Origin of the sequence: Pelagerythrobacter aerophilus, assembly GCF_003581645.1 — a bacterium.
Lineage (GTDB): Bacteria > Pseudomonadota > Alphaproteobacteria > Sphingomonadales > Sphingomonadaceae > Pelagerythrobacter > Pelagerythrobacter aerophilus.
Genome location: NZ_QXFK01000009.1, coordinates 1 through 15,735, shown reverse-complemented (window position 1 = coordinate 15,735; position 15,735 = coordinate 1). Strand labels below are relative to the sequence as shown.

Sequence of the window (15,735 nt, the reverse complement as noted above, 5' to 3'; positions counted from 1 at the left end):
ACCCGAGCAAAGCGGATCTGGCGCTCTTCCTTTAGGAACAGGATGAAGACGAGGTCGGACCCGCATTCTTCTCAGAGCATCGCTAGAAATGTGCCCTGAGTACCCACAAAATAAGTAGGAGTATTTTACATGACCCTTTCAATTGGCTCGACAGCCCCCGATTTCACAGCCCAGACCACACAAGGAAACATTCACTTCCATGATTGGATGGGTGACAGCTGGGCAATCCTCTTTTCCCATCCCAAGGCATTTACACCGGTTTGCACGACCGAGCTTGGTTATATGGCCGGGCTTGGCGAGGAATTTGCCAAACGCAACACCAAGATTATTGGCCTTTCGGTCGACAGCAGCCAGGATAATCGCGATTGGCTTCCCGATATCGAGGAGGTGAGTGGAAATAAGGTCGACTATCCCGTGGTCGGCGACAGCGACCTTCAGGTCGCCAAGCTTTATAATATGCTGCCGGCCGACGAAGCGGGTAATGCAGATGGGCGAACCGCAGCCGATAACGCCACCGTCCGCGCTGTCTATATCATCGGGCCAGACAAGAAAATTCGCGCCATGCTGCTTTATCCGATGAGCAGCGGGCGGAATTTCGATGAAGTGCTCCGGCTGCTGGATTCGGTCCAACTCACCGAACGCAAGGGTGTAGCGACACCGGTTAATTGGCAGAAGGGTGATGATGTGATCATTCCGCCTTCCTTGTCGGACGAAGATGCGAAAGCCAAATATCCCGATGGCTGGGACGAAAAGAAACCGTATTTGCGTGTGATCCAAGAACCGATCGACTAATTGCGCGAACAGGTTGCCAGCAATTGCATGTCGGCGTGAATAGAGCATGCTCATGCTAGAATTTGAGCGCGTCGCCACACCTGCGAGTGGATCTATCTGTTCGATATATAGATTGGCAAGAAGCGTAAGCGATTAGGTGTACGGTGAAACCAAATCCGGTCCTGATCGGTTTTCTCCTCGTTAATCGAATGGCTGCCCCACCTCCCCCTGAACCCTGCGGATCGCAGGTGTCCCGGGGCCGTTCAGGAACCCCGCGCTTCACCCAAGCCTGGCGCGGGGTTCCGTCTCTCAGGTACAATAGCTGTTGAGCGCGGCTATGTTGGTCAAAGGACTGCGGCGTCCGCCGAGCTTGGACACCTCAGCTGCGTGACGGGGTTGAGGAGCTGTCAGAAAGTTTGACGCAATTGACCTCGACCTTCATTTGGTGGAGGGCTATGCCACATCCGCGAAATACAATGAACCCTCGCGTGTGAAGCCTCTGTTCGAAAGAGTACTATGGCAGACCTATTTGAAGACTTCATATGGGTAAGGGCCGTTCGTGGTTGCTAGTCGCTTGATGGCCGAACCGACTCATGCTGTCGAACCACTACCTTTGCACGACGGCAAGACGACCGTTGTTAGCATCATAAGCAGTTCGGCTGCTGTTTTGGCAGCTTGCTCTTGCTGCATTCTACCGATGGTGCTGGTTGCCGCCGGGCTGAGTGCGAGCCTGAGCAGTGTTTTGGCACCTCTGGGTTCGCTCCATTGGCCAATGACCGCATTTTCGATGATTGCGGTGGCGGCTAGTTGGCTCATTGTTCTGCGCAAGTATCGGCATAAGAGTCATTGCCACTCCCGGGCCGCAGTTAAATGGCTCAAGAACCGTCAGATAATTTCGCTCCTGGTTGCAACCGTGATGAGCTTCATCGCGGCCGCCTGGGGCTATTTCGAGCCAACTCTCATGAAAGCATTTATGTAATCCGAGGTTCTGAGAGAACGACACTCGGATTGGCTCCTTTTACTGCGATAGCGAAACTTTGCGGGGGTCTATAAAGCGCCACCGGACAATGAGGGTTCAGACGATCTTCTGCGCGCAACGTCCTACAGACAAATGCGCCTTGGCAATGTTCGAGGGGAAGCATTTTCGGAATCGAGCGAAAAAAAAGCGGTCTTAATTGCGACAGGTTCAAAAAAGCTCCCCAATCCCGAAGGACTCCAATTCGATTGTCATCCCGATGTGGTTCTGATGATAGCCTCCCGGTTCGTTCAAATGATTGGGAATGCGGATAGCGCGCAATAGCCCGCACATGGCTCCGCGGTGGCCAAGGCAATCCAACCTATCCCTGCGGTGATTTCCCGCCGAGCTCGTGCAGTCGCTCGACAGCATCTTCAGAGCAATTTCCGCATTTCAGATTGGTAGGCACGGCCACGTCGATTTTTTCAAGGTAGGGCAGGTCCAGCACGGCCCTGATCTGCTGAAATTCGAAAAAGTGAGACATCGCCATTCAAGCGGGGGTTGCGTTTGCCTGCCTGTATGATCGTCGAGACGCGCCCCCCTGCACAATCAAGCGCAGGATAGACCAGCGTGTCTTCCGGTAGGCCAAACAGCTTTCGCGCACGGCCCTGAAGGGATCGCGGGTTGGCCATTTTCGAGGTTTTCCAGCTTTTTAGCCCTGCGCGTTTGTCCATGCGCCCATGGAGCCCAGATAGACGTCGAGGTGTTTGAAGCCTTGGCTTGCGAGCCAGCCCGCTGCTACGCTCGCCCTCATGCCGCTGGCGCACATCAAAGTGTAATGACGGTCGCGATCGAGCTCTTTCCAGCGGGTGTTGAGCTCGCCGACATAGACATGTTCGGATTCATCGATGCTGCCTTGCTGCCGTTCGTCAAGGGCGCGCACGTCGAGCAAGGTCCAATCTTCGCTGTCCTCAGCGAGCCTGCGTGCGACTTCCTCGGTGTCGATCATGGCAATACTTTGCATCGCTTTGCCCTGTGCGGCGGCTGGGATCACGCCGACATAACCGCCGACAATATTATCGAGACCAATGCGCACCAAATGCGCCATAGCTTGAGCGAGCTCGTCTTCTTCGGAAGCGATTAGGGCTATCGTGTCGCCTTCGCTGATGAACCACCCGGCAAAGGCGGGTATCATTCCCACTGGAAGGCACACGGCACCCTGCATATGACCGGCGGCATAGGCGAGCGGCTCGCGTACATCGACCAGGTGATCGGCGCCGCTCTCGCCGAGGTCTTCCAGCCCCAGAAGCCTTGGCCGCATGACTCGCGGCGCGGCATTGGCGCCTTCGAGATTGAGCCGCTCCATTAGCCGAAAATAAGGTGGCTGGTAATGATGCTCTTCTACCTTCGCCTTGATGAACTCGTCGCGGTCAGCAATGCGCAGCCGCGGGTTGTTGCGCCGCTCATGGCCGATTGTCGAGAATTCCCGGTCTGCCATTTCGGACCCGCAAACTGATCCGGCACCGTGCGCCGGGTATATGATTGTCTGGTCACCCAGAGCGCAAATCTTTTGCAATGAATCGTACAGGAGGCCCGCGACCTCCCGCGCGCGCTCGGGATAGAAATCGGTTCGGCCGACGTCGCCCACGAAGAGCGCATCGCCGGTGAACACGCCGACCGGTCCTTCGGGATAATCGTCGTCGTGAAAGACGAAGGCGAGATGATCGTCGGTGTGACCGGGGGTTTCGAGCACTTCGACCCTGATCTTACCGATCTCGAAAACATCGCCCTCTCGCGCGGTGTCGGCGAACACAACCTCATCCGCAGGGTTTGGACCGTGCAGAACCCGGGCGCCGGTCATTTTGGCCAGTACCGGCGATCCCGTGATGAGATCCTCATTCCTGTGCGTTTCGAAGATATGCGTGATCTCCAGCCCTTCGGCGCGGGCTCGCTCGAGATATATCTCGCAGTCGCGGCGCGGATCGATGACCGCTGCCTTGCCCTGCGAACCGATCAGATAGGAAAGGTGCGAAAGGCCGGGGGTCTTTATCTTCTCAAGCAGCATATCTTACCTCGTTGTTGGAATGTTTCCGCAAGTCCGCATCGATCTAGTCGATCCCGAGTTCGGCCTTGAGCGCCGAGACGTTCTCGAAGCGGTCTTCTTCTGGCCGGGCGATAGCGGGTTTAGCGTTGACCCAGGTGTTCTCGCAGACGAATTCGAGCATCGCTGCCGCGAGGTCGGCGTGCCTGCAGCGAAAGCAATCTTGGGCAAGGCGCTCGTCGGTAATGACGGCTTCACCCGTATAGGGTTCGTCGAGGAGCCAGCCCGGTCGCGCAGCCGTCCATTTCAGGCCTTTCGCGCGCTCCAGAAGATCTTCCATGGCGCGCATCTGTTCGAGAATATTGTGCAAGGCTGGTCTTGCTGTGAGCTCGAACCATGCAGGAACGCTGGGCTGCGGCTCTACGAACGCCGCCGATATCACGACGATCCGGGAAATGCCGGTCGCCGACATCGCTTCCACAAGCCTGCGGGTTCCCTCCGTGTAAAGCGGAGGCGGATCGATCGCCGTGGATGGGCTAAATCCTATACCGAGTGCGGAAATAACAGCACGGCAACCTTCGAGCTCGCTGCTGAAGTCGTCATTGAGTACATCGCACTGGAGGTACTCGACGTTGTCGACCCGGTCCGATGGTTCGGGCAAGGTGTGCTCGAACGCTCGAACTTCGATGCCCTTGTGAACCGCATGGCGCAGTATTTCCGTGCCGGTCTTTCCTCCGGCACCGAAGACCGCAAGGGGGGCTGCATCGCTCACAGGCTCAGCTTCCACTGTAGCACCTCATTATAAATTCGGCCGCGCGTGCCGGGCCGAACATGATCATAGAGCGGGCACCGACGCACGCTGGCGCCCGCTCGCTCGTGTTCACGCTTCGCTGTTGCCGCAGGTCGTGTACCCCCAGAACCCGAACTCGTCCTTCATCCGGGGGCCGGCGACGATGAGCTCCTGCATCTGCAGGCCAGCGTCTCCTTCGTCATCGAGAAGGCGCGTACGGATACGAAGCTCACCATCCGCATACTCTTCCGAGCCGCTTGCCGTCACGGGGATCAGTTTGCCATTGATCTTGATCGCCCCGCGACCGCTGTTGTCGTAGACGAACGACGGAAACGCGACCTCGGTCAGGCGAAACTGGCACGTGTTCTCGGCTCCCAGCGCGGTGAGGTCCGCGTCGCTCATGGTCTCGGGCAGCATGAGGCCGGGGCTGAGATTGGCAAGAGCGCTCGCAGCACTCTCTATCGGAGCTGCCGTTGCCGGAGGATCGAGCTGTGCTTCGCGGTCATTACCGATCGCGGTGTTGGTATTGCAGGCCGCCAGAGGGAGGACCGCAAGCGTCAGAATTGCGATCTTGTTCATTGCTGCATCTCCTCGGGCAGGCGCTCTTCGGTGCGCGGACCGTTCTCCTCGATGTCCTGGATGAGATATTTCATCTCGGCGATCTCACGCCGCTGCGCGACGATGATGGCCTGCGCAAGTTCGCGAACCCGCGGATCCTTCAGGCTCGCTCTCTCGCTGGTCATGATCGCGATCGAGTGATGCGGGATCATCGCGGCCATGTATTCGGTGTCGTCGACCGTTGTCTGGCTGCGTACGAGCCATAGCGCGAGCGCGAAGACGAGGGCTCCGACACCCAGGATGATGAAGTTCTTGGTCCGGTCCTTGTACATGCCCCACATGAAGAGAAGCATGACCACCATCATCGTCGCGCCCATGACGAACATCATCCAGAAGCGCGTCTCGCTCCAGAACACGTCGTCCATGTCGAAGCTGTTGGCGTACATCAGGAAGAACATGATCACGGTCGAGGTCGATACCATGGCCATGAACCGCCAGTAGTTGCCGCCCCCTCCCTTATCCGAGTGGGATGTGCTTTCAGTCATGCGTTTTCTCCTTCCTTCATCATGGTCCAGAACAATTGTGCCGAGCAGCTGATGAGCGCGAAGCCGGTCAAGGCTTCGACGCCGGCAATGACGCGCAGGTGCTCGGTCGGGTAGATGTCGCCGAGCCCCAGCGTGGTCACGTTGATCAGCGAGAAATAGAAATAGTCCATCGCCCTCATCGCCGGCGTCTTGTCGAACCCGCCGAGGTCCAGTTCCGCGCCCAGCCAGAAACCGCCAGCGAAGAGCGTCGCGACAAGCAGGTGCGATGCCAGGACAAGAAGCGCGACCCCAAGCTTGGCGGAGAAACTTCCGGGTGCGTCGAGCACGCGATGCCCGGCGCCGAGGATCGACAGATGCATGCCGACCGAGGCCAGGAAAAGTGCAATGGCGAGAATTAGTGCGGCGATCATCGATGATCTCCATCGTGTGTGGCGGGCATTTCCCGCAGCGCAGGATTCCGACGGAGATAGAACCATTCGGCTCCGAACACTGCGGCAATACCTGCGACCGCATAGGCAACGACCGCAGGGTCGGTTTTGAGCTTGGCGAGGGCAAAAGCCGTCAGGACTACGCCGTCCGCCATGAGCGCCGACCAGAGGATCCAGGCACGCGCGCCTATCTCTTCCCGCAAACAGCGCAGCACGCCCCAATGCACGAGCATGTCCATTACGAGATAGAAGAACGCTCCGAGCGAGGCGATCCGCGAAAGATCGAACAGGACCGCGAGCGTGCCGGCGATCACGACGGTATAGACCAGCATGTGACTGCGGATCGGTCCCTTCATGCCAAAATGGCTATGCGGGATCATCTTCATTTCGGTCAGCATCGTCAGCATTCGCGAAACGGCGAAAACGCTGGCGATGACACCCGAGGTCGTGGCTGCGATCGCGATTGCCACTGTGAAATAGAAGCCAAGCTCTCCGAGCGCGGGGCGCGCAGCCGCCGCAAGCGAATAATCGCGCGCCTCAGCTATTTCTGACGTGCTGAGGCTGGCACCGACCGCCACCGCGACAAGCAGGTAGACGACCACGCATATTGCGATCGAGATGATTATGGTTCGACCGACATTCCGGTGCGGATTGATGATTTCACCGCCACTGTTGGTGATGGTGGTGAAACCTTTGAAAGCAAGGATCGAGAAGGCGACCGACGCGAGCAGCGCGTCGAGGCCCGAAAGCGCGACCGGCTCTGAGAAGGCACCGTCCGAAAATCCGCTGGCCCAGATCGCCGCAATCGCGAACAGGGCGATGCCGCCGATCTTGATCGCCGACATAATGAGCGAAAATCCGCTGACCGATTTGTTGCCGGCGGCATTCACGAAATAGGCGAAGACGATGAGCGCCAGTGCCGCGACGGAAACCAGAATGCCGCTGCTCTCGAGCCCAAAGGGCCGCAAGGCATAGGTCGCGAAGGTTCGAGCGACCAGGCTTTCGTTGATGACCATCGACAGCGCCATCAGGAGCGATGCCGAGGCTGCCACGACGCCTGGTCCGTAGGCTTTCTGAAGGATCATCGCGATGCCGCCCGAGGAGGGCCAGCGGTTCGACATCTTGATGTAGCTGTAGGCGGCGAGCGAAGTAACCAGCGCGCCGGCAATGAACGAAAGCGGAAATAGCGGTCCAGCCAGTTCGGCAATCTGGCCAGTCAGTGCGAAGATACCGGCGCCGATCATGACGCCGGTTCCCATCGCGACGCCGCCCAGCAATGTTATCGAGGCCGCACTCTCGTTATGTTGATCGTCGCCATCTGTCTGCAAGTCTTTCCCCTGTCGATGTCCTCCCGTCCGAGAAACATCACGCCAGACAGTACGTTGCGTAGCGCCTCACCCCTCAAAAAAGTTTCGACATGGTGCGCGCCTGCCCCAGGGGGCGGTTTGGCAAGATAGGGAGTCCGCTTTTCGCGAGGCTTCTCTCAGCACAAGGTGCGTCGATAGGAGGCGACGCGTATCGCCAGGGTGGCCCACTGTGAATTTTTCTCTAGCAGGTCTCGCGAGAGGTAACTGGCCCTGTTCGATCAATCTGACGTGCCCAGCAGCCGGATTAAGCTCGACCGGGGGATCGATTGCGCAAATGTGCCTGCGCTTCGCGCACGTCGAGCTCACGCGTGCTGTTTCCGATAGCGTTCGAGCGCTCTGTGAAGGCTTTGTCCTGTAGATCGCGCATTCCCTTTTTTCGTTTTTTCAGGCTACCGGCCTAATGGCTTCGCATGCAAAACGTCTTGTCCCGCGAAGGGCATCGGGAAATCAGACCGAATTACCAGTTCGTCTCCGGAAATACCGATAGAGCGGAACCGCGATGAGTGCGATGTACCAGCCATAGAGAAAGCTCCCCACCGCTCCGGCGAGGAACCCGCGCGGCGTTAGCCATTCGAACCATGGCAGTAAGGGAGCCCAGGCTTCGTGCATGTGAAAGCGCTCTGGTGCGAGGACTCCGAAGGCAATGCAGAGGAGATAGCTGACAAGCAGGAACACGCTGAGCGTCCAGCCCCATGCGAATATCGAGCTCTTGATTGATCCTTTTACCATCGCATTTCTCCCACTTCATGCGTGCTTAAATCATACAATTGGACGGGTCCGGGGCGGTGGGGGCAGCCAGCCCCGGACCCTGCGAGAATTCGATAGGCTTCTTACCGCCTGTCCCGGTTTTACCGGGTTCTGTGTCGCTTCCCGCAAATAATCTTCATCACCTTCATCCCTTTCACGGTGACGCATGGTGTGGTTCCACACACTCACGGAAACGACGCGAAGACGCTCCGTCCGGCTGAACCAAAGGCGATGACCTCGAAGGGCTGCACCCGGTCTCCTGCCTCCATGCCGGGAGATCCCAGCGGCATTCCCGGAACCGCGAGGCCGGCAACGCCGGCGGGCCGTTCGCGCAAAAGCTTGGCGACGGCTTCTGCAGGCACGTGACCTTCGATGATGTATCCATCGACCTCCATCGTATGGCATGACCATAACTCTTGGGGTACGCCCCGCGCGGTCTTCATCGCCGCCATGTCGTTGCTGTCGACCGATTCCACCTTCGTGTTCATCCCGTCTTCGACATGGCCTGCCCAGTTGGTACAGCACCCACATCCTGGATCCCGGAACATCGTATAGGTCGCTGCCTGAGCCACGTTCGAACAGGCTGCCAGCACGAGCAAGGCCGCGCTGCTAATCGATCGCCGGAACAGGGCAGGCTTTTTCCAGATCATTGTGCAATTCCTTTCTTGTATCCGCGCCATAGCGAGATCGTCCCGGTCACCGTCGGGAACCGGTGGAGCAGGCATGGCTCGGTGAAGATTTCGGCGAACAGTTTTTCGACCTCGCCGTCGGCGCTGGGCTGCGTGTCGCTTATCCTGCTTTCAATCCGCTCCCTCATCCGCACCATCGCCGCATCGATAGCTTTGAGTGATGAAGCGCGATCCTCGACCGGCAAGTAGGTCAGGTCGATATCCACCGATAGGCGCGGCAAGTCCCGCACGAAAAGGTTGATCGCCGTGCCGCCCTTGAGCGCGAAACACTGCTCTTGCGCCACGAAGGGGATAGTGCGGATCAGGAGGGCAACCTGCTGCCGATAGGCGTCCTGGAAGGCCATTTCCTATTGCTCTCCAAGATCGGTAGGCACCGTGATGTCGTATTGCGGATCGAGCCTGCCTCCCTTCACCAGGACCCGTTTGCCGGAACCCAAATCGATCTTGGCCAAATCGAGTTTCGGTCGCCACGCATGGCGGTGCCGGTCGGCAAAGAACAGGAACAGCCGCTTCACCTTTACGCTGGAGCAGGCTTCGAGAAGAGTTTGCAGGCGGCGAGGGCTGAGATCGCTCAAGCCTTCCATCAAGGCATCGACCTGATGAAAGCTCTCATGCTTGGGCAGTTCATCGAGCAATTCGAGAACGGCGCGTTCCTTGCCCGAATAACGAACAGGCAATTGCGCGCCAGCGGCACTATACATGGTGGGGCTTGGCAATGGCGGCGCGTCGGCATCTGCCGGAAACAGGCGCAAGCTGTTGTGCCATGCGAATGTCACTTCGAGCGGCAAATCGTCCAGCCAGGTCGGTGGTCGTGTCGGTCCGTAAAGGTGAACTGTCTGGACGTTTGTCGAAAGGTAGTGGGCATAGCCTTGCTGTTCGAGCGCGGTGCGACCACCAACGGTCAATGGAAGGTCAAGCATGGTCTGGAGCGAGATCACGACTTGCTGCCAGGTCATAGGCCCGCGTGAACGGCGATAGACCCGTCGCGCTGGGCTATCCAGCCAGCCGGAACTTACATACTGGCTGCGCAGCGCGGACGAATAGCCATTGGCCTCCAGCCAAGCGGCATCGACCAGAAGTCCTTCCGGAAGCTCCTGCTGGAGTTGGTTTAGCTTGCTGTCCAAACGCGTAGCCATGCTTAGTGTTTTGCCATTTATATAAACTTGTGTCTAGTTTGAAATAGCCTCAAAAGACTAAGCTGAACTTAGTGTTCTGGTGAAAACTCAAACCGCGCAGCCAAGTCGATTGCGAGAAAGCAGGCATGATTCGTGCGCGAAATCCGGCAAAGCTGGCGCGGAAATTCGTCGCTGCTGTCGCAAATTCGCGCGTGCCAGCCCCAAATTCGCGTCGAACGAAAAGAATCTCAAAACCAAGGGCAACGGAGCGGTTTGTCCGTAAGGGTCTCGGACCGTCCATAGACGGTTCAAATCACGCAAATCGCTAAAGATTTGGCCGAATTCCAACTGAACCTGGCTCTTGCGCCTTTCCAAAAAGTTCTCATTATGTTCCGCAGAGGGGCTGCCAATGTCAAAGTGAGAATGCCCCATGTCGAATACCGAACGCATCATCCGCTTGAAGACCGTGCTCGACCGCACCGGTCTTTCCCGCTCCACCATTTATCGCAAGATCGCCGAGGGCACATTCCCGTCACAGGTCAAGATCAGCATCCACGGCGCGGGCTGGCACGAGTCTGCCATCAATCGCTGGATCTCCAATCCCGCCCAGTATCGTGAAGAGAACCCAGCGGAATGAGTGGCCAGCAACACATCGAACCGATCTGCGTCAGAATTAATGACGCTGCCCGTATGATCGGTGTCGGGCGCACGAAACTGTACGAGCTGATCTCCAGCGGTGAACTTGAAGCGGTGAAGATCGGCAAGGCAACGCGAGTCACGACCGCGAGCCTGAATGAGCTTGTCAAGCGTAGAAGTGCGACTGACTTGGGTTGTCGCTGAGTGTTGCTCAAACGTATGCTATTTTGCGACCGATCAGCAGACCTTTCGTCCCGCCGCCTTCGAAAGTAAACGTAAAGTCAGGCCAGTCGCGCCGCCAGCGCTTCGCGACATAACGCTCGCCGGGTCGCGCCGCGTCGTCGAGCATGACAATACCGTCAGGCGCAACGCGATTGAACAGTCGATCGGCCATGCCGCGTACGAAGGGATGCACAGCCCAAGGCGGACCGTCGATCAGCAAAAGGTCGATGGTCTGCGGCAATTGCGGAAGCGAGTACCAAACTCCAGGCCAATTTGGGTCACGCTGGGTAAGCGGCGCGTGTCCGAAATGCGCGGCTATTTTGTGCTCAGCCAGCCAGGTCTGCATCTCGGCGATAAAGGGCAGGTGCTGGTCGTAGCTATGCAAGGTTCCGCCGCCGTGCATCGCCAGCGCCTTGGCCATCACTAGAGAGGTCGCGCCGGAGCCAAGCTCGACTACATTGGTGGGCCGCTTCTTCTCGATCATGTCGACGACGCGGTGGAGCAGATAGGTGTCAGCTTTCCAGCTGCCGAGATGTGGGAGCGCGTCGGGTGCCAGTCCGACGCGTTCAAGCAGAGCCTGCTTTTCAGCCTGGGTGCCGCCGTAGAGGCTCTTCAAGAGCCAAGGCCACTGGATCGCTCCGAAGGCAATCTGGAACAGACGCTCGCCGGTTGTGCAGCGCGCTGCGCCATCGGCCTCGGCGGGTTTGGCCAGCAGGCCGGTCAGCGATTTGGTTGTCATACATCTCAATTCTTTTTGTCGAATCGGCTTGTGCCGACATCTCGCGGCGCAATAGCCCAAACTGCGCTTCACCTAACATGAATAACTGTTTCGGAGATGTGGGCGGCTCCCGCTCCTTGCCGGATTTGAGCTGCCATTCTCCTTATGCATGATCGAGAAACTCCGCCCACACAGCCATCAACTCGCGCCGCTTGTCGAAGAAGTCGGTGCGGCGATAGGCGGCTTCGACCTGATTGCTCAGCTTGTGGGCCAATGCCTTGTCCGCCACTTCCTTCGGAAAGTCGGTCTTCTCCGCCGCCCAATCAGTAAAGGCGGAGCGGAAGCCGTGGACGGTCGCGCCCTTTATCCCGGCATCGCGCAACAGCTTGGTCATCGTCATGTCGCTGATGGGCTTCTCGCCATTGTTCGAGAAGACGAGGCCATCGTCGTTCGTGCGCAGTTTCCAGCGCCGACGCAGAATGGAAACCGCTGCCTTAGAGAGCGGCACCACATGCGTTTCCTTTGCCTTCATGCGCTCTGCGGGTATGGTCCAGACCGCTCTATCGAGGTCGATCTCGGTCCAGACGGCCTTGCGCGTCTCGCTCGACCGCACCGCATTTAAGATGGTGAAACGCAGGGCATCGCGGCCCGTGGTGGGTGATGCTAGCGCCAGCTCCTTCATAAACGCCGGAATCTCTGCATAGGGCATAGCCTTGAAGTGCTCGACCTTGTCTGTCTGGCGCGGCAATCCTTTCCGGACTGAGCGCAGCGCGGCCTCCTCTTCCCGCCATCCCCTGATATGCGCGAAGTCGAGCACGGCACCGATGCGCTGGAGAATTTTGCGAGCGGTGACGGGGATTTCAAGCCAGATGGGCGTGAGCACCTCAACCACGTGGGTGCTGTCCACCTGATCGACGGGCTTCCTGCCGATCAGCGGGAAGACGTGGTTTTCCATGCTGGAAATCCAGTTGCGGTAGTTCTGGTTCTTCCAGCCGTCCTTCAACGCCTCGTAGCATTCGCGCGCTGCGGTTTCGAAGCTGGGCACTACCTTGCGCGACTTCCGTCGCTCGGCAACCGGATCGATCCCGGCGCGAACCTGGCGACGCAGGGCCGCTGCTGCATCCCGCGCCTCGGTCAGCGTCACATCGAGTGCTGAACCCAATCCGTAGTCGCGCCGCCTGCCGTTGTGCTGCATCCGCAAGACCCAACTGCGCGAGCCACTTTCTTTCACGAAAAGGCACAAGCCACGGCCATCAACGTAGCGACCGGGCTTAGCGTTCTTCACCTTCAATGCTGTCAGTGCCATAGGTTATACACACCATAAAATTGTTCCAACTTTCGACCCCACATGGTGATCGAAATGCAGGCAAACGGGGGCGATCAACCGTGAACACGGTAGAAGACAAATCCCTGATTTTACAGAGTAGTTAGGGACGTCCCGACATTGCCTGCGACAGAAGTTTTAGCAATGTCGGGTGCGCCAATCCTCAATATCTCAAGTCGTAATGCATGCAGTAAATAAGTAGGGCGGGTGCCTACACCCGCCCTGACAGTTGCTGCGCTAGAATTCTCAGTGTCAAAAACTAGTGTGGTCTGCCTTGGAAAAACTGGTCCAATTCTAGAGAGAGCCGATTGTGGCGAAAGAATTGGAGAAAGTTATGGGGCGTCAACGTTTTACGCCGGAACAGATTATCGCGAAGCTGCGTGAGGCGGATGTGCTTGTGGGGCGGGGATCGACCGCGGTCGAGGCTTGCCGCCAGATCGGTATATCCGAGCAGACGCTGTATCGGTGGCGCAAGGAATATGGCGGCCTGAAGGTTGATCAGGCGCGGCGGATGAAGGATTTGGAGCGGGAGAATGCGCGGTTGAAGCGACTTGTTGCTGACCTCGCGCTGGACAAAGCGATCCTGCAAGAGGCGTCGAAGCTGACTTTTTAAGTCCCTCCCGTCGCCGCGAGGCGATCGAGCAGGTTCGTCGTGCGTTGCCGGTATCGGAGCGACGGACCTGCCGCGTGCTTGGCCAGCACCGCTCGACACAGCGGCATCCTCCGAGAGATGATGCCGAGGAGCGGCGCCTGACGGCCGACATCATCGCGCTGGCGAAGGATTATGGCCGTTACGGCTATCGCCGTATCCATGCGCTGCTCGGGCATGCCGGCTGGCAGGTCAGCCTGTCGGTGGTCGAGCGCATCTGGCGGCGGGAGGGTTTAAAGGTGCCGAAGAGACAACCGAAGCGCCGCCGGCTCTGGCTTGGCGACGGGTCGTGCATCCGGTTGCGCCCGCTGCACCGCGGGCATGTGTGGTCCTACGACTTTGTCGAGGATCAGACGCACAACGGCCGGAAGTTCCGGATGCTCAACATCATCGACGAGCATAGCCGGGAATGCCTGGCGATGGTGCCGCTGCGGCGGTTCCGGTCGAACGACGTCATCGACGTCCTCGCCGATCTGTTCATCGAACATGGCCCACCCGAGCATATCAGGTCCGACAACGTCCTAGGTCGGGAAGCAGCTGTGGGACAAGGCCAGCAGGTCTCGTTGCGCCGATCATGACCGGCGCAAATGTCTTTTTGATCCAGATGGCTTCCATCGTCAAGGAATGCGCTCTCGGCCATAGCAAACACAGGATCCAGCGGCCGCATCGGTCGTGGTCCTAACCGTCCTTAAAATGAGATGCGGATGCCAGATGGAAGGCCCGAACATTATCTACAGGGTCGCAGTTGCGCCCTCACGGCACAGCAGAGAGGGGTCCTTCCATCTGGTGTCCGCCCGTTCGAGGAACGGGCGGTACTCGGTTCCCGTCTTGATGACGGCGTGCGCGACGCGCGCCATCTTGGCGGTGAGTGCAGTCATTGCCTTGCGGCGGCGATCGGGGTCGTTGGCGTGTCCTTCCATGTATCGGCCCAGCTTATCGCGAAAGCTGTTGTCGCGTTGGCGAGCGGCGACTTGTGCGGCCATCCAGAAAGTGCGGCGCAACCGAGCATTACCATACTTGGAAAGCTTGGTCCGACCGCGGAATGTGCCGGACTGGCAGGTGGCCAGATCGAGCCCGCAGAACTTGAGGAACTGGCGATGGTGGGCAAACCGTCGAAGGTCCCCGGCCTCGGCGAGGATGGTCAGCGCGTTGATCGGGCCGATGCCAGGGATCATACGAAGCAGCTGGTAGTCACGGTTCTCGCTGAGCATGGCATGGGCGGCTCGCTCGATCTCGTCACGTTGGCGGATCAGACTGCGCGCTTGCGCGATGACCATGCGAAACATGGCAATCGCCACAGAATCCTCATCGACCGGCAGTGCGACGGATGCGCAGGCGGTCTCGTAAATATCGTTGATTAATCGAGCCTTGGAGACCTTGCGACCGACCAGTGACCACGCCTCGCGCGTGAATGCTTCCTGGCCAAGCGCTGTCATGCTCCCGGGCGTCGGAAACCGCTCGAGCAAGGCAAGAAACCAATCAGACCTGCTGTTGCCGGCGAAGCGCTCGATCTCTGGGAAGTAGAGCGGCAGGTAATGGGTCAGGATCCGGTGCCAGGTCTGGGTCTTGGCTTTGGAGATGGCCTCGTGTGTCTTCGACATCTCCTGCAGATCGTTAATCCCGGCGGCAAGCGGATCGACGTAGCGCTGGGTGGCGCCAATCCGCAGCATATGCAGGATCACCTGCGCGTCCTTGGAGTCGTTCTTGTCCCAGCCATTATGTAGAGCCTCTCGGGTCCGGGCCAAGGCTACGGACGAGATCAGGCGCAGCTCGAAACCTGCTGTGAGCAAGCGGTGCGCCAAGGTGCGGTGATAGTTACCGGTCGCCTCGAAGCCGACGACAATCGGTCTGCCAATATCAGCCAGAACGGACGCAAGGCGGTCGTAATCGGTCTTCGTCGCCATCACTGTCATACGCCGTCGCCGCCCGCCCTCCGGGCGTTCGATGAGGACCTCCTGGCGGTGCTTGGACATATCGATGGCTACCAGCACGGCATCGGCGGGTGTAGAACTGAGCTTGGTCATGGTCGGTCTGCCTCCAAAGTGTTGAGTCGACAACTTCACTTTAGAGACCTGATGACCGGTCATGACCGCCTTGATGAAGCCTGCGGGCGCTACGCGCCCTTGTCTCCATCAAGGCGAGCGCTGCCTTCGAGAGGCAGCTTCCCAATGTGCTACGGC

Annotated in this window: 17 protein-coding genes and 2 pseudogenes; 5 read left to right on the top strand and 14 right to left on the bottom strand. The window is 58.5% G+C overall.

The genetic code is table 11. From position 1 onward, the window contains the following. Positions 1-129: 129 nt before the first annotated feature. A complete protein-coding gene (locus tag D2V04_RS02220; protein ID WP_119511738.1) occupies positions 130-792 on the top strand; it encodes a peroxiredoxin in 663 nt (220 codons plus the stop codon). Positions 793-1,348: 556 nt separating this feature from the next. Then, positions 1,349-1,750 carry a hypothetical protein gene (locus tag D2V04_RS02215; RefSeq protein WP_147391750.1) on the top strand — a complete coding sequence of 134 codons (402 nt, stop codon included), beginning with the start codon at positions 1,349-1,351 and terminating at the stop codon, positions 1,748-1,750. A gap of 358 nt (positions 1,751-2,108) precedes the next feature. Here D2V04_RS02215 and D2V04_RS17850 read toward each other — a convergent pair whose 3' ends face one another. From D2V04_RS17850 to D2V04_RS02160, 11 genes are all read right to left on the bottom strand, one after another. Further along, positions 2,109-2,276, bottom strand: a complete 168-nt coding sequence (locus D2V04_RS17850) for a hypothetical protein (RefSeq protein ID WP_182849628.1) — start codon at positions 2,274-2,276, stop codon at positions 2,109-2,111. 162 nt (positions 2,277-2,438) lie between these two features. Continuing rightward, complete coding sequence (locus D2V04_RS02205) at positions 2,439-3,791, bottom strand: MBL fold metallo-hydrolase (protein ID WP_119511736.1); 1,353 nt, start codon at positions 3,789-3,791, stop codon at positions 2,439-2,441. Between the two features lie 43 nt (positions 3,792-3,834). After that, the gene (locus tag D2V04_RS02200) at positions 3,835-4,539 is read right to left on the bottom strand and encodes an NAD(P)-dependent oxidoreductase (protein ID WP_119511735.1); all 705 of its coding nucleotides are present in this window, start codon (positions 4,537-4,539) and stop codon (positions 3,835-3,837) included. Positions 4,540-4,647: 108 nt separating this feature from the next. Then, a complete protein-coding gene (locus tag D2V04_RS02195; RefSeq protein ID WP_119511734.1) occupies positions 4,648-5,136 on the bottom strand; it encodes a DUF6692 family protein in 489 nt (162 codons plus the stop codon). After that, the gene (locus tag D2V04_RS02190; protein ID WP_182849627.1) at positions 5,133-5,660 is read right to left on the bottom strand and encodes a DUF305 domain-containing protein; all 528 of its coding nucleotides are present in this window, start codon (positions 5,658-5,660) and stop codon (positions 5,133-5,135) included. Before D2V04_RS02190 ends, D2V04_RS02195 begins: the two co-directional genes overlap by 4 nt. Then, positions 5,657-6,070 (bottom strand): potassium channel family protein, encoded by a 414-nt coding sequence (locus D2V04_RS02185; protein ID WP_119511733.1) that lies wholly within the window; start codon positions 6,068-6,070, stop codon positions 5,657-5,659. The genes D2V04_RS02190 and D2V04_RS02185 overlap by 4 nt, the downstream gene beginning before the upstream one ends. Next, on the bottom strand, positions 6,067-7,371 hold the full coding sequence (locus tag D2V04_RS02180) for an APC family permease (protein ID WP_267463439.1): 1,305 nt from the start codon (positions 7,369-7,371) through the stop codon (positions 6,067-6,069). Before D2V04_RS02180 ends, D2V04_RS02185 begins: the two co-directional genes overlap by 4 nt. A gap of 531 nt (positions 7,372-7,902) precedes the next feature. Further along, entirely contained in the window at positions 7,903-8,184 is a 282-nt protein-coding gene (locus tag D2V04_RS02175; RefSeq protein WP_054527892.1) for a DUF5676 family membrane protein, read from the bottom strand. A gap of 203 nt (positions 8,185-8,387) precedes the next feature. Next, positions 8,388-8,852: a DUF411 domain-containing protein gene (locus tag D2V04_RS02170; protein ID WP_119511731.1), complete on the bottom strand. Its 465-nt coding sequence runs from the start codon at positions 8,850-8,852 to the stop codon at positions 8,388-8,390. After that, positions 8,849-9,235: a nucleotidyl transferase AbiEii/AbiGii toxin family protein gene (locus tag D2V04_RS18080; protein ID WP_119511730.1), complete on the bottom strand. Its 387-nt coding sequence runs from the start codon at positions 9,233-9,235 to the stop codon at positions 8,849-8,851. Before D2V04_RS18080 ends, D2V04_RS02170 begins: the two co-directional genes overlap by 4 nt. Positions 9,236-9,238: 3 nt before the next feature. After that, positions 9,239-10,027, bottom strand: a complete 789-nt coding sequence (locus D2V04_RS02160; RefSeq protein ID WP_119511729.1) for a type IV toxin-antitoxin system AbiEi family antitoxin — start codon at positions 10,025-10,027, stop codon at positions 9,239-9,241. 409 nt (positions 10,028-10,436) lie between these two features. Between D2V04_RS02160 and D2V04_RS02155 the strand changes: the two genes are divergently transcribed. Together D2V04_RS02155 and D2V04_RS02150 are read left to right on the top strand one after the other, a co-directional pair. Further along, on the top strand, positions 10,437-10,643 hold the full coding sequence (locus D2V04_RS02155) for a helix-turn-helix transcriptional regulator (RefSeq protein ID WP_119511728.1): 207 nt from the start codon (positions 10,437-10,439) through the stop codon (positions 10,641-10,643). Beyond that, positions 10,640-10,846 (top strand): helix-turn-helix domain-containing protein, encoded by a 207-nt coding sequence (locus D2V04_RS02150; protein ID WP_119511727.1) that lies wholly within the window; start codon positions 10,640-10,642, stop codon positions 10,844-10,846. The genes D2V04_RS02155 and D2V04_RS02150 overlap by 4 nt, the downstream gene beginning before the upstream one ends. A 7-nt stretch (positions 10,847-10,853) precedes the next feature. On the opposite strand, the gene D2V04_RS02145 is transcribed toward D2V04_RS02150, so the two are convergent. Beyond that, a complete protein-coding gene (locus D2V04_RS02145; RefSeq protein WP_119511726.1) occupies positions 10,854-11,603 on the bottom strand; it encodes a class I SAM-dependent methyltransferase in 750 nt (249 codons plus the stop codon). Positions 11,604-11,745: 142 nt separating this feature from the next. Next, a complete protein-coding gene (locus D2V04_RS02140; RefSeq protein WP_119511725.1) occupies positions 11,746-12,888 on the bottom strand; it encodes a tyrosine-type recombinase/integrase in 1,143 nt (380 codons plus the stop codon). A 352-nt stretch (positions 12,889-13,240) separates the two neighbouring features. On the opposite strand from D2V04_RS02140, the pseudogene D2V04_RS18075 reads away from it, so the two are divergent. Then, positions 13,241-14,073: pseudogene (locus D2V04_RS18075) on the top strand (IS3 family transposase); the annotation flags it as partial. Positions 14,074-14,282: 209 nt separating this feature from the next. Here D2V04_RS18075 and D2V04_RS02125 read toward each other — a convergent pair. After that, a pseudogene (locus D2V04_RS02125) lies at positions 14,283-15,579 on the bottom strand (IS110 family RNA-guided transposase). Positions 15,580-15,735: the final 156 nt, after the last annotated feature.